The 12,449-nt window shown below is 71.6% G+C and carries 12 protein-coding genes; 11 read left to right on the forward strand and 1 reads right to left on the reverse strand.

Annotated elements, in window-relative coordinates; genetic code table 11:
• Positions 1–51 precede the first annotated feature (51 nt).
• The 10 genes from BJ993_RS12175 to BJ993_RS12220 all read left to right on the forward strand — a co-directional run bounded on the left by BJ993_RS12175 (position 52) and on the right by BJ993_RS12220 (position 11,068).
• Positions 52–777, forward strand: coding sequence for an aspartate/glutamate racemase family protein (locus BJ993_RS12175; RefSeq protein ID WP_179649002.1), 726 nt, complete (start codon positions 52–54; stop codon positions 775–777).
• 36 nt (positions 778–813) lie between these two features.
• The gene (locus BJ993_RS12180; RefSeq protein WP_179649003.1) at positions 814–2,346 is read left to right on the forward strand and encodes an NCS1 family nucleobase:cation symporter-1; all 1,533 of its coding nucleotides are present in this window, start codon (positions 814–816) and stop codon (positions 2,344–2,346) included.
• A 140-nt stretch (positions 2,347–2,486) separates the two neighbouring features.
• Positions 2,487–3,323 (forward strand): hydroxypyruvate isomerase family protein, encoded by an 837-nt coding sequence (locus BJ993_RS12185; protein WP_179649004.1) that lies wholly within the window; start codon positions 2,487–2,489, stop codon positions 3,321–3,323.
• A 25-nt stretch (positions 3,324–3,348) separates the two neighbouring features.
• Entirely contained in the window at positions 3,349–4,245 is an 897-nt protein-coding gene (locus BJ993_RS12190; RefSeq protein WP_179649005.1) for a 2-hydroxy-3-oxopropionate reductase, read from the forward strand.
• 1 nt (position 4,246) lies between these two features.
• On the forward strand, positions 4,247–6,022 hold the full coding sequence (gcl, locus tag BJ993_RS12195; RefSeq protein WP_179649006.1) for a glyoxylate carboligase: 1,776 nt from the start codon (positions 4,247–4,249) through the stop codon (positions 6,020–6,022).
• An 11-nt stretch (positions 6,023–6,033) separates the two neighbouring features.
• Complete coding sequence (locus BJ993_RS12200; protein ID WP_179649007.1) at positions 6,034–7,182, forward strand: glycerate kinase; 1,149 nt, start codon at positions 6,034–6,036, stop codon at positions 7,180–7,182.
• The gene (locus BJ993_RS12205; RefSeq protein WP_179649008.1) at positions 7,179–8,048 is read left to right on the forward strand and encodes a fumarylacetoacetate hydrolase family protein; all 870 of its coding nucleotides are present in this window, start codon (positions 7,179–7,181) and stop codon (positions 8,046–8,048) included. Before BJ993_RS12200 ends, BJ993_RS12205 begins: the two co-directional genes overlap by 4 nt.
• A 69-nt stretch (positions 8,049–8,117) precedes the next feature.
• A complete protein-coding gene (allB, locus tag BJ993_RS12210) occupies positions 8,118–9,461 on the forward strand; it encodes an allantoinase AllB (RefSeq protein WP_242530459.1) in 1,344 nt (447 codons plus the stop codon).
• A gap of 2 nt (positions 9,462–9,463) precedes the next feature.
• Positions 9,464–10,300: a bifunctional allantoicase/(S)-ureidoglycine aminohydrolase gene (locus BJ993_RS12215; protein ID WP_179649009.1), complete on the forward strand. Its 837-nt coding sequence runs from the start codon at positions 9,464–9,466 to the stop codon at positions 10,298–10,300.
• Positions 10,301–10,324: 24 nt separating this feature from the next.
• Positions 10,325–11,068 (forward strand): SDR family oxidoreductase, encoded by a 744-nt coding sequence (locus BJ993_RS12220; protein WP_179649010.1) that lies wholly within the window; start codon positions 10,325–10,327, stop codon positions 11,066–11,068.
• Here the strand turns inward: BJ993_RS12220 and BJ993_RS26345 are convergent.
• Complete coding sequence (locus BJ993_RS26345; protein ID WP_179649011.1) at positions 11,010–12,029, reverse strand: phosphatase PAP2 family protein; 1,020 nt, start codon at positions 12,027–12,029, stop codon at positions 11,010–11,012. The two genes, BJ993_RS12220 and BJ993_RS26345, sit on opposite strands and share 59 nt — an antisense overlap.
• Before the next feature lie 149 nt (positions 12,030–12,178).
• Between BJ993_RS26345 and BJ993_RS12230 the strand changes: the two genes are divergently transcribed.
• Positions 12,179–12,448 (forward strand): hypothetical protein, encoded by a 270-nt coding sequence (locus tag BJ993_RS12230; protein WP_179649012.1) that lies wholly within the window; start codon positions 12,179–12,181, stop codon positions 12,446–12,448.
• The last annotated feature ends 1 nt before the right edge of the window (position 12,449 follow it).

Genomic DNA, 12,449 nt, shown 5'->3' on the forward strand with positions numbered 1-12,449 from the left:
GTCGGAAACCGACTTCCGCAATACGGAATCAATCATCGGAAAGGGCCCGCGATGCCGACGATCCTCGTGGTCAACGTCAACACCACCGCGACGATGACGGACGCGATCGCCGCCTCCGCTCGTGCGGCGGCGCGTCCCGGCACCGAGATCGTCGCGCTCACCCCGCGCGTCGGCCCCGCGTCCTGCGAGGGCAACTTCGAGAGCTACTTCGCGGCGCTGGCCGTGATGAACGAGGTCGTCGCGTACGACGGCCCGTACGACGCCGTGGTCCAGGCCGGCTTCGGCGAGCACGGCCGCGAGGGCCTGCAGGAGCTCCTCGACGTACCGGTCGTCGACATCACCGAGGCGGCCGGCCACGTGGCCTCGCTGCTCGGTCACAAGTACTCCGTGGTCACCACCCTCGACCGCGCCGTCCCCCTGATCGAGGACCGGCTCATGCTCGCCGGCCTCGACCGGAGGTGCGCCTCCGTGCGATCCAGCGGCCTCTCCGTCCTCGAGCTCGACGAGGACCCGGAGCGGGCCGTGAAGGCGATCGTCGCGGAGGCCCAGCTGGCCGTCCAGGACGACAAGGCCGAGGTCATCTGCCTCGGCTGCGGCGGCATGGCCGGCCTCGACGAGGCGGTGCGCGCCGCCACCGGGGTCCCGGTGGTCGACGGCGTCGCCGCAGCCGTCCAGCTCGCCGAGAGCCTGATCGCCCTCGGCCTGCGCACCAGCAAGGTCCGCACCTACGCCCCACCGCGCCCGAAGCCGCTGACCGGCTGGCCCCTGAAGCCCTGATCCTCCCGAGATCCGGCACCCCACCCGAGGAGAGACATGAACCACGACGCCACCGACCACCCGGCCGGCGAGAGTGTCATCAAGCGGGACTACCACCCGCGCCTGACCAACGAGGACCTCGCCCCGCTGAAGAAGCAGACCTGGGGCTCCTACAACATCTTCGCCTTCTGGATGTCCGACGTGCACAGCGTCGGCGGCTACGTCACGATGGGCGCCCTGTTCGCGATCGGGCTGACGGCCTGGCAGGTCTTCGTCTGCCTGATCGTCGGCATCGTGATCGTCCAGTTCTTCTGCAACCTGGTCGCGAAGCCGAGCCAGATCGCGGGCGTTCCCTATCCCGTGACCTGCCGAGCGTCCTTCGGCGTGCTCGGGGCGAACATCCCGGCCATCATCCGCGGCCTGATCGCCGTCGCCTGGTACGGCGTCCAGACCTTCCTCGCCGCGCAGTCGCTCAACATCGTCTTCCTCAAGCTGTGGCCCGGGTTCGCGCAGCCGCTCACGGAGCACGAGTTCCTCGGCCTCTCGCTGCTGGGCTATCTCAGCTACGCGATCCTCTGGGTGCTGCAGGCGCTGCTGTTCTGGCGCGGCATGGAGATGATCAAGCGCTTCGTCGACTTCGCCGGCCCGGCCGTCTACGCGGTGATGCTCGTGATGTGCGTCTACATGCTGTTCAAGGTCGACTTCGACATCGACCTCAACCTGACCGAGGCGCACCTCAGCGGCTGGGCCTTGGTATGGGCGATGTTCGGCGCGGTCGCCGCGGTGGTGTCGTACTTCTCCGGCCCGATGCTCAACTTCGGTGACTTCTCCCGCTACGCCAGCTCGTTCGAGAAGGTGAAGCGCGGCAACTTCCTCGGCCTGCCGATCAACTTCATCGTCTTCTCGCTGCTGACCGTGCTCACCGCCGCCGCCACCGTCCCGCTGTACGGCGAGCTGATCACCGACCCGATCGTCACGGTCGAGAAGCTCGACAACACCTTCGCGATCGTCCTCGGCGGCGCCACCTTCGTGATCGCCACCATCGGCATCAACATCGTGGCGAACTTCATCAGCCCGGCGTTCGACTTCTCCCACGTCAGCCCGCAGCGGATCAGCTGGCGGATGGGCGGCATGATCGCGGCGGTCGGCTCGGTGATCCTGACGCCCTGGAACTGGTACAACAACGACGAGGCGATCTTCTGGACCCTCGGCATCCTCGGCGCCCTGATCGGCCCGCTGTTCGGCATCCTGATCGCCGACTACTACCAGATCCGCAACCAGAGGATCACCGTCGACGAGCTGTTCACCATGGAGGAGGACGGCGAGTACTGGTACACCCGGGGCACCAACTTCGCCGCCGTCTACGCGCTGCTCATCGCCGGTGCCTTCTCGCTCGGCTCGGTGGTCGTGCCGAAGCTCTGGGGCCTCATGGGCGACGGGTCGTCGCCGATCGACTGGATCACCAACTACAGCTGGTTCATCGGCTGCGGCATCGGCTTCACGGCGTACTACTTCATCGCTCGGGCGATGGACGTCGCCGGCGCCTCCCGGTGCAACGAGGAGAGGGCGCCCGTGCCGGCGACACGCTGATCCGCCCTGCTGCCCCGCCCTCGCCGGACTCCCGGCGGGGGCGGGGTTCTTTTCGTCCTGCGGGGGTTGACGTGATCGCGATCACGTCCGTAACATTCCGTGTATCAGAAAATAGATTCCGCATTACGGAAGGACGAGAGATGACGCACCAGCTCCGGTACGAGGTGAACTGCTCGATCCTGTTCACCGAGCTGCCCCTCCTCGAGCGCCCCGCGGCCGTCAAGGCGGCCGGCTTCGACGCCGTCGAGTTCTGGTGGCCGTTCGCCGAGGCCGTGCCGGCCGACAAGGACGTCGACGCCTTCGTCGCGGCCGTCCGGGACGCCGGCGTCCAGCTCGTCGGCCTCAACTTCTTCGCCGGCGACATGCCCGCCGGTGACCGCGGCCTCGTGTCCTGGCCGGCCCGGTCGGCCGAGTTCCGCGACAACGTCGACGTCACCGTCGGCATCGGCGAGCGGCTCGGCTGCACCGCCTTCAACGCGCTCTACGGCAACCGGCTCGAGGGCGTCGCCCCGGAGGCGCAGGACGAGCTGGGTGCGGAGAGCCTCGCCCTGGCCGCCCGAGCCGCCGCCCGGATCGGCGGCACCGTCCTGGTCGAGCCGGTGAGTGGCGCCGAGCGCTACCCGCTGCTGACTGCGGCCGACGCCCTGGCCGTGATCGCCCGGGCCGTCGTCGCGGGAGCCGGCGAGGAGAACATCGGCCTCCTGGCCGACCTCTACCACCTGGCCGTCAACGGCGACGACGTCGACGCGGTGATCGCCCAGCACGCCGCCCGGGTCGCCCACGTGCAGATCGCCGACGCCCCCGGCCGCAACGAGCCCGGCACCGGCAGCCTCCCGCTCGAGCGCCAGCTCGCCGCCCTCGAGGCCGTCGGGTACGACGGCTGGGTCGGCCTCGAGTACAAGCCCGCCACGACGTCCGCCGACAGCTTCGCGTGGCTCCCGCGCGAGCGCCGCGCCGCCACCGCCACCACCCGCTGACCACCTCAGGAGAGGACCTCTTCCCATGAGCAAGATCGCCTTCATCGGCCTCGGCATCATGGGCAGCCCGATGGCTGTCCACCTCGCCAACGCCGGCCACTCGGTCGCCGGCTACAACCGCACCCCGGACAAGGCTCAGCCGCTCGTCGAGGCGGGCGGCCGCGCCGCCGACTCGATCGCCGACGCCGTCCAGGGCGCCGACGTCGTCTGCGTGATGGTGCCGGACTCCCCGGACGTCGAGGCCGTCCTCGCCGGTGAGGGCGGTGTCTTCGAGAGCGCCGCTCCCGGTGCGCTGGTCATCGACTTCTCCAGCATCCGTCCCGATGTCACCGCCGCGCTCGCCGAGCAGGCGGCGGCCAAGGGCTTCCGCCTCCTCGACGCCCCCGTCTCGGGCGGTGAGGCCGGCGCCCGCAACGCCGCGCTGTCGATCATGGTCGGCGGGTCGGCCGACGACTTCGAGGCTGCCCGCGAGGTCTTCGACGTGGTCGGCAAGACCGTCGTCCACGTCGGCCCGAGTGGTGCCGGCCAGACCGTGAAGGCCGCCAACCAGCTCATCGTCGCCGCCAACATCCAGGCGCTCGCCGAGGCCGTCGTCTTCCTCGAGGCCTACGGCGTCGACACGAAGGCCGCCCTCGAGGTCCTGGGCGGCGGCCTCGCCGGCTCGGCCGTGCTCAACCAGAAGAAGGAGAACATGCTGACCCGCTCCTTCCAGCCGGGCTTCCGCATCGAGCTCCACCACAAGGACCTCGGCATCGTCACCGCCGCCGCCCGCGAGGCGGGCGTCGTCGCTCCGCTCGGCGCGCTGGTCGCCCAGCTGATGGCGAGCGCGAGGGCCAACGGCGACGGCGGCCTGGACCACTCCGGCCTGCTGCGGGGCGTCGAGCGCCTCAGCGGCCGCACCTCCGAGAACGGGGAGAACTGACATGGCACGCATGCGCGCGGTCGACGCCGCCGTCCTGATCCTGGAGAAGGAGGGCGCCACGCAGCTCTTCGGACTGCCGGGTGCCGCGATCAACCCCTTCTACAGCGCGATGCGCAAGCACGGTGGCCTCAAGCACGTGCTCGCCCGCCACGTCGAGGCGGCCTCGCACATGGCCGAGGGCTACACGCGGGCGAAGGCCGGCAACATCGGCGTCTGCATCGGTACGTCGGGCCCGGCCGGCACCGACATGGTCACCGGTCTCTACTCGGCGTCCGCCGACTCGATCCCGATCCTGTGCATCACCGGCCAGGCGCCGGTCGCGAAGCTGCACAAGGAGGACTTCCAGGCGGTCGACATCGCCTCCATCGCCCGGCCGCTGACCAAGATGGCGGTCACCGTGATGGAGCCCGCCCAGGTCCCCGGCACCTTCCAGAAGGCCTTCCAGCTGATGCGCGAGGGCCGCCCCGGCCCGGTCCTGATCGACCTGCCGATCGACGTCCAGCAGACCGAGATCGAGTTCGACATCGACACCTACGAGCCGCTGCCGGTCTCGAGGCCGGCCGCCAGCCGGGCGCAGGCGGAGAAGGCGCTCGACCTGCTCGCCGCGTCCGAGCGGCCGCTGATCGTCGCCGGCGGTGGCATCGTCAACGCCGACGCCGCCGACCTGCTCGTCGAGCTCGCCGACGTCACGGGCGTCCCCGTCGTGCCGACCCTGATGGGCTGGGGCACCATCCCGGACGACCACCCGCTCAACGCCGGCATGGTCGGCCTGCAGACGTCGCACCGCTACGGCAACGCGACCATGCTCGCGAGCGACTTCGTCCTGGGCATCGGCAACCGGTGGGCCAACCGCCACACCGGGTCCGTCGAGACGTACACGAAGGGCCGCACCTTCGTGCACATCGACATCGAGCCGACCCAGATCGGACGCGTCTTCGCGCCCGACTACAGCATCGTGTCCGACGCGAGGGCCGCGCTCGAGGTGCTCGTCGAGGTCGCCCGCGAGCGCGCCGCGGCCGGCTCGATGGCGGACCGTTCCGACTGGGCCGAGGACTGCGCCGAGCGCAAGCGCACGCTGCAGCGCAAGACGCACTTCGAGGACATCCCGATCAAGCCGCAGCGCGTGTACGAGGAGATGAACCGCGCGTTCGGTGCTGACACCCGCTACGTCACGACCATCGGGCTCTCGCAGATCCAGGCGGCCCAGCTGCTGCACGTCTACAAGCCGCGGCACTGGATCAACGCCGGCCAGGCCGGCCCGCTGGGCTGGACCCTGCCCGCCGCGCTGGGCGTCGCGACCGCCGACCCCGAGGGCCAGGTCGTCGCGCTGTCGGGCGACTACGACTTCCAGTTCCTCGTCGAGGAGCTGGCGGTGGGTGCCCAGTTCAACATCCCCTACATCCACGTCGTCGTGAACAACTCCTATCTCGGCCTGATCCGCCAGGCCCAGCGCGGGTTCGAGATGGACTACTGCGTGCAGCTGTCCTTCGACAACGTCAACAGCCCCGAGGTCAACGGCTACGGCGTCGACCACCTCAAGGTGGCCGAGGGCTTGGGGTGCAAGGCGCTGCGGGTCACCGACCCGGCCGACCTCGGCGCGGCCTTCGAGAAGGCCAAGGCGCTGATGGCGGAGTACCGCGTCCCCGTCCTGGTCGAGGTGATCCTCGAGCGCGTCACCAACGTGTCGATGGGCCTGGAGATCGACGGCGTCGTCGAGTTCGAGGACCTCGCCGAGCGCGGCGAGCACGCCCCGACCGCGCTGGTCCCGCTGGACTGAGCGGAGTCCCCGTGCAGCCGCGCGTGCTGGTCGCCTCCGACAAGTTCAAGGGATCGCTCACCGCCGCCGAGGTCGCGGCGGCGGTGGGCGCGGGTGTACGACGCGTCCTCCCCGACGCCGTCGTCGACGCGGCCCCGGTCGCCGACGGCGGCGACGGGACCCTCGCCGCGGCGGAGGCCGCGGGCTTCGCGCTGGTGCCCGTCACCGTCACCGGTCCGACGGGCGAGCCGGTCCGCACGTCGTACGCCCGCCGCGGCGACCTCGCGGTCGTCGAGCTGGCCGACGCCGCCGGCCTGGTGCGCCTGCCCGGCGACCCGGACCCGTTGCGGGCCTCCAGCCGCGGCGCCGGCGAGGCGCTGGCCGCCGCGGTCGACGCGGGCTGCCGCGAGGTCGTGCTCGGCATCGGCGGCAGCGCGAGCACGGACGGCGGGGCCGGCCTGCTGCGCGGACTCGGCGCGCGGCTGCTCGATGCGGATGGTGCGGACGTCGCCGACGGCGGCGGGTCCCTCCACGAGGCGGCGCGGGTCGAGCTCGACGACGTGCGCCGCCGGATCGCCGGCGTGGTCGTCACCGTGGCCTGCGACGTCGACAACCCGCTCACCGGTCCCCGCGGCGCCGCCGCGGTCTACGGGCCGCAGAAGGGCGCCACCCCCGACGACGTACGACGCCTCGACGCCTCTCTCGGCCACTGGGCCGACCTGCTGGCGACTGCCACCGGGGCCGACGTCCGCGACCACCCGGGTGCCGGCGCGGCCGGCGGCGTCGGCTTCGCGGCGCTCGCGGTGCTCGGCGCCGAGCTGCGCTCCGGGATCGAGCTCGTGCTCGACCTGGTGGGCTTCGAGAACCTGCTCACCGGGGCCGACCTCGTCGTCACCGGCGAGGGCGCCCTGGACGAGCAGACCCTGCACGGCAAGGCGCCCGCGGGTGTCGCGGCCGCGGCCGGGCGGGCCGGCGTGCCCGTGGTCGCCGTCTGCGGGGTCAACCGGCTCGACCCGGCCCGGATGCGCGCGGCGGGCATCGAGGCGGCCTACGCGCTCGCGAACATCGAGCCCGACCTGCAGCGCTGCCTGACCGACGGCATCCCCCTGCTCCACCAGCTCGGCGAGCGCATCGCCGCCGAGCACCTCGTCCCGGCCCTCCGGACCAAGGAGAACGCATGAAGCTGCTCCGAGTGGGCCCGCCCGGCCGTGAGCGGCCCGCGGGCCTCGACGCCGACGGCGTGCTGCGTGACCTGTCGCCGGTCGTGCCCGAGATCGACGGCGACCTGCTCGGCGACCCGGTGCGGCTGCGCGTCGTACGGGAGGCGCTGGCGGCGGGCGTGCTGCCGCTGGTCCCGGACGGGACCCGGATCGGGCCCCCCGTCGCGCGGCCCGGCAAGGTCATCGGCATCGGGCTCAACTACGAGGACCACGCGGAGGAGGCCGGGGCGCAGATCCCCGACGAGCCGGTGGTCTTCCTCAAGCCGTCGACCTCCGTCTCCGGTCCGTACGACCCGGTCGAGCTGCCGCCCGGCTCGACGACGAGCGACCACGAGGTCGAGCTCGGCGTCGTGGTCGGCCGGCGGCTGACCCGGTGCGCCTCCGTCGAGGAGGCCCTTGCCGCGGTCGGTGGCTACCTGACCGCCGACGACCTCAGCGAGCGCTCGCGGATCGCGGCCGGCCCGACCTGGGCGAAGGGCAAGTGTGCGGACACGTTCACGCCGATCGGTCCCTGGCTGGTGACCCCCGACGAGGTCGCGGACCCGCAGGCGCTCAGCCTGGAGCTGTGGGTCGACGGCGAGCGCCGGCAGTGCGGCTCGACCGCCCGGATGGCCCACGGCGTGGGCGCCCTGCTCGCCTACGTGAGCACCCTGATGACCCTCGAGCCCGGCGACCTGCTGCTGACGGGCACGCCCGGCGGCGTCGCCGCCGGACGGCCCGAGCCGCGGCCCTTCCTCCGGGAGGGGCAGGTCGTGGAGGCTGAGGTCCAGGGCCTGGGGCGCCAGCGCACGCCGGTCGTGGAACCAGCCTTGACCGGCGCGCGATGACCGGCGTAACTTTTCTCACAACAGAAATGGCTTTCCATGATGCGGAATGACGAGTCCGGAGGTGAGGACGTGGGTCGCGACCTGGACCTGGTGATCCGCGCGCAGCGGGTGGTGGCCCGGCACGGTGAGGTCGCACGCTGCATCGGCGTGCGCGACGGCAAGATCGTCGCGATCGAGCCGATCACCTCCGACCTGGACGCGCCCGAGGTGCTCGAGCTCGGCCCCGACGAGGTGCTCATGCCCGGCGTCGTCGACTCGCACGTGCACGTCAACGACCCCGGCCGCACCGAGTGGGAGGGCTTCTCGTCCGCCACCCGGGCCGCGGCCGCCGGCGGCGTCACGACGATCGTCGACATGCCGCTCAACAGCATCCCGCCGACCTGCGACGTACCGGCCCTGGAGCTGAAGCGGAAGACCGCGGAGAGCCAGGCCTTCGTCGACGTCGGTTTCTGGGGCGGCGCGATCCCGGGCAACGTTCCGGAGCTGCGCGCGCTGCACGACGCCGGTGTCTTCGGCTTCAAGTGCTTCCTGTTGCACTCGGGCGTCGACGAGTTCCCGCACCTCGACCCCGAGCAGCTCGAGGAGGCGATGCGCGAGATCCAGTCCTTCGATGGGCTGATGATCGTGCACGCCGAGGACACGCACGCCATCGAGCGCGCGCCCGACCCGCACGGCGAGACCTACGAGGACTTCCTGCACAGCCGCCCGCGCGGCGCCGAGAACCTCGCCGTCGCACAGGTCATCGAGCTCGCGCGCTGGACCGGCTGCCGGGTCCACATCCTCCACGTCTCCAGCTCCGACGTGCTCGCGATGCTCGCCTCGGCCCGCCGCGACGGCGTGAAGATCACCGCCGAGACCTGCCCGCACTACCTGACCTTCTCGGCCGAGGAGATCCCCGACGGCGCGACGCAGTACAAGTGCTGCCCGCCGATCCGCGAGGCCGCCAACCGCGAGCTGCTGTGGCAGGGCCTGCGCGACGGCGTCATCGACCTCGTCGTCTCCGACCACTCGCCGTCGACGCCCGACCTGAAGTGCTTCGACACCGGCGACTTCGGTGTCGCGTGGGGTGGCATCTCCTCCCTCCAGCTCGGCCTCTCCGCCGTGTGGACCGAGGCGCGCCGCCGCGGCTTCACCCTCGTCGACATCGCCCGGTGGATGTCCCAGGCGCCGGCCGTCCAGGCCGGGCTGCGCGGCAAGGGCCGCATCGACCTCGGGTACGACGCCGACTTCTGCGTCTTCGCCCCCGACGACGCCTTCGTGGTCGACGTCGCCAAGCTGCACCACAAGAACGCAGTCACGCCGTACCACGGCCGGCCGCTCGCGGGCGTCGTCCGCTCGACGTGGCTGCGTGGCGAGAGGATCGACATCGACGCCGCCCCGAAGGGCCGGCTGCTGACCCGAGGAGGAGCCTGATCGTGACCGACCAGCCCCGCTACTACGCACCGACCGGCGGCCACCCGGACCAGCGTGAGCTGACCACCGACCGCGCCGTCTTCACCGAGGCCTACGCCGTCCTCCCGCGCGGGACGATGCGCGACATCGTCACCAGCAACCTGCCCTTCTGGGAGGGCACCCGGCTGTGGGTGATCGCCCGGCCGCTGTCCGGCTTCGCGGAGACCTTCTCGCAGTACATCGTCGAGGTCTCGCCCGGCGGCGGCAGCGACAGGCCGGAGCTCGACCCGGGCGCCGAGGGCGTGCTCTTCGTCGTCGAGGGTGCGCTGACGCTGGCGATCGAGGGCGAGAAGCACGAGCTCGCGCCCGGCGGCTACGCCTTCCTGCCGCCCGGCTCGGCGTGGACGCTGCACAACACCAGCGACCAGGTCGCCCGCTTCCACTGGATCCGCAAGGCCTACCAGCGCGTCGACGGCATCGACGTGCCCGAGGCGTTCGTGACCAACGAGGTCGACGTACCCGGGGGCGAGATGCCGGGCACCAACGGCGCCTGGCGCACGCAGCGCTTCGTCGACCCGGGCGACGTGCGCCACGACATGCACGTCAACATCGTCAGCTTCGAGCCCGGCGGCGCGATCCCGTTCCCGGAGACGCACGTCATGGAGCACGGCCTCTACGTGCTCGAGGGCAAGGCCGTCTACCTGCTCAACAAGGACTGGGTGGAGGTGCAGGAGGGTGACTTCATGTGGCTGCGCGCCTTCTGCCCGCAGGCCTGCTACGCGGGCGGCCCGGGACGCTTCCGCTACCTGCTCTACAAGGACGTCAACCGCCACGCGGTGCTCTCGCGCCAGTTCGTCTGACGGTCGACCGGGGGTGCTCGTCTGATGCCGGTCGCCGTCGTCACCGGGGCCGGCTCCGGCCTGGGCCGGGTGATCGCCGTCGCCCTCGGCGAGGCCGGGTACGACGTTGCGCTGCTCGGCCGCACCCGCGACTCGCTCGAGGGCACGGCGTCCGCGCTGGGGTCGGGCGGGTCGGCGCTGGTGCTGCCCACCGACGTCGCCGACACCGCCCAGGTCGACGCCGCCTTCGCGGCGGTCGTCGAGGCCTGGGGGCGCGTGGACCTACTGGTCAACAACGCCGGCACCTTCGGGCCGTCGGGGGACGTCGACGAGCTCGCCGTCGAGGACTTCGCGGCGACCCTGGCGGTCAACGTCACCGGCTCCTTCCTCTGCGCCCGGGCCGCCTTCGCGCAGATGAAGCGGCAACAGCCTCGCGGTGGGCGGATCATCAACAACGGCTCGATCTCCGCGCACGTGCCGCGCCCCGGCAGTGCGGCGTACACGACCTCGAAGCACGCGATCACCGGGCTGACGAAGGCCCTCGCGCTCGACGGCCGCGCCCACGACATCGCGGCCGGGCAGGTCGACATCGGCAACGCCGCCACGGAGATGACGGCCGGCATCGCGGTCGGTGCCCGTCAGGCCGACGGGTCCGTGCGCGCGGAGCCGACCTTCGACCCGCAGCACGTGGCCGACGCGGTGGTCGCGATGGCACGGCTGCCGCTCGGGGTCAGCGTGCCGGCGATGACGATCCTTGCGACGGGGATGCCGTACGCGGGTCGGGGCTGAGCTCCTCCCCGTCGGCCAGGGCCGTCTTGCGCCGTCGGTCCCACAGCGCCCAGCCGACGACCACGACCGCGACGAGGAGCCCGCCGGCGATCTCGTCGACGACATAGTGCTCGGCGTAGTAGACGAGCGAGAACAGCATGCTCGCGGGGTAGAGCAGCACGGTCCAGCGCCACGGGCTGCGGAAGTGGCTGACCACCCACCACGCGATGAAGATCGCGAGCGCGGAGTGCAGCGAGGGCATCGCCGCGACCTGGTTGCCGATGGACGAGAGGTCCTGCTGCGCGGTCGTCGCGTGGGTCGCCGTCGTGGAGCGGGTCGAGGCGGTGAGGTCGAACCAGCCGCGCCCGGTGATCCGGGCGACGTCGCTGGTGAGGTACCCGTCGCGCGCGGCCATCCACGGCGGCGCCATCGGGTAGAGGATGTAGCCGGCGACCGAGAGCAGCATGATCGCCAGGTAGCGCCGCATGTAGCCGGTCCACGCCGTGCGGTTGCGCTTCCACAGCACGGCGCCGATGGCGAGCGCCGCGAAGAAGTGGGAGTAGTAGACGGTGGTCAGCACGACGTCGTACCAGGCGGGGGCCATGGACTGCCGGCACGGGACGCCGCAGAGGTGCTCCTGGAGGAACTCCGTCGGCAGGGTCCCGCCGAAGAGCCACCGGTCGGCATCGATCGGCCACTGGTAGCTGACGCTGAGGATGCCGAGGTTGTCCGAGACGCCGCGGCTGTAGAGGTAGAGGAGCAGTACGGCGAAGGGCGGCCACCAGTCCCGCAGGAACACCAGGTGCTCGCGCACCGGCCGCCGCACGTCCCACGCCACCGTCGCCAGCCACAGGATGATCACGACCTGGTAGCCCTGCCGGGGCAGCCCGCGGGTCTCCAGCCAGGTCGCCAACCCGGCCACGAAGAGCAGGGCTCCAGCGATGCGGGCGGCATCGATCCGCGCCAGGGCGGGCTGAACCACCGCCGCTTCCGCGTCGCCGCCTGTCATCCGGACCTCCCGCAGGGGAGGGTATCGGGCGCCGCCGACAGGTTGCGAGAGGGTTTGCCAGTTCGAGCTCGGGTTCGGCTGTTTCCCGGCCGGTCAGGAGTGCTCCGTCGTACCGTCACGGCATGCGGTACTCGACCGAGGTCGAGAAGGTCTGCTTCGTCGTCACCCTCACGCTGTCCGGCGCGGCGCTCTTCGTCGTGCTCCTGCAGGTGGGCGGTGACGGGCCGACCTGGTGGTACCTCGTGCCCTTCGCGATCCCCGCCGTCGTCGCCGTGGTCGTCGCGAGCCGGAACCGCCACCTGGCGACGTCGATCCTGGTCGGGGCACTGATCGGCGCGGGTGCGGTGCTCGTCGGCATGTTCGCGCTCCTCGCGATGATGATGACCAGCTAGG

Origin of the sequence: Nocardioides aromaticivorans (assembly GCF_013408525.1) — a bacterium.
Classification (GTDB): domain Bacteria; phylum Actinomycetota; class Actinomycetes; order Propionibacteriales; family Nocardioidaceae; genus Nocardioides; species Nocardioides aromaticivorans.

Bases quoted from the DNA above. Each gene is read 5' to 3' on its own strand.
- BJ993_RS12175 (WP_179649002.1), top strand. From the start codon at position 52: ATGCCGACGATCCTCGTGGTCAACGTCAACACCACCGCGACGATGACG.
- BJ993_RS12180 (WP_179649003.1), top strand. From the start codon at position 814: ATGAACCACGACGCCACCGACCACCCGGCCGGCGAGAGTGTCATCAAG.
- BJ993_RS12185 (WP_179649004.1), top strand. From the start codon at position 2,487: ATGACGCACCAGCTCCGGTACGAGGTGAACTGCTCGATCCTGTTCACC.
- BJ993_RS12190 (WP_179649005.1), top strand. From the start codon at position 3,349: ATGAGCAAGATCGCCTTCATCGGCCTCGGCATCATGGGCAGCCCGATG.
- gcl (WP_179649006.1), top strand. From the start codon at position 4,247: ATGGCACGCATGCGCGCGGTCGACGCCGCCGTCCTGATCCTGGAGAAG.
- BJ993_RS12205 (WP_179649008.1), top strand. From the start codon at position 7,179: ATGAAGCTGCTCCGAGTGGGCCCGCCCGGCCGTGAGCGGCCCGCGGGC.
- BJ993_RS12220 (WP_179649010.1), top strand. From the start codon at position 10,325: ATGCCGGTCGCCGTCGTCACCGGGGCCGGCTCCGGCCTGGGCCGGGTG.
- BJ993_RS12230 (WP_179649012.1), top strand. From the start codon at position 12,179: ATGCGGTACTCGACCGAGGTCGAGAAGGTCTGCTTCGTCGTCACCCTC.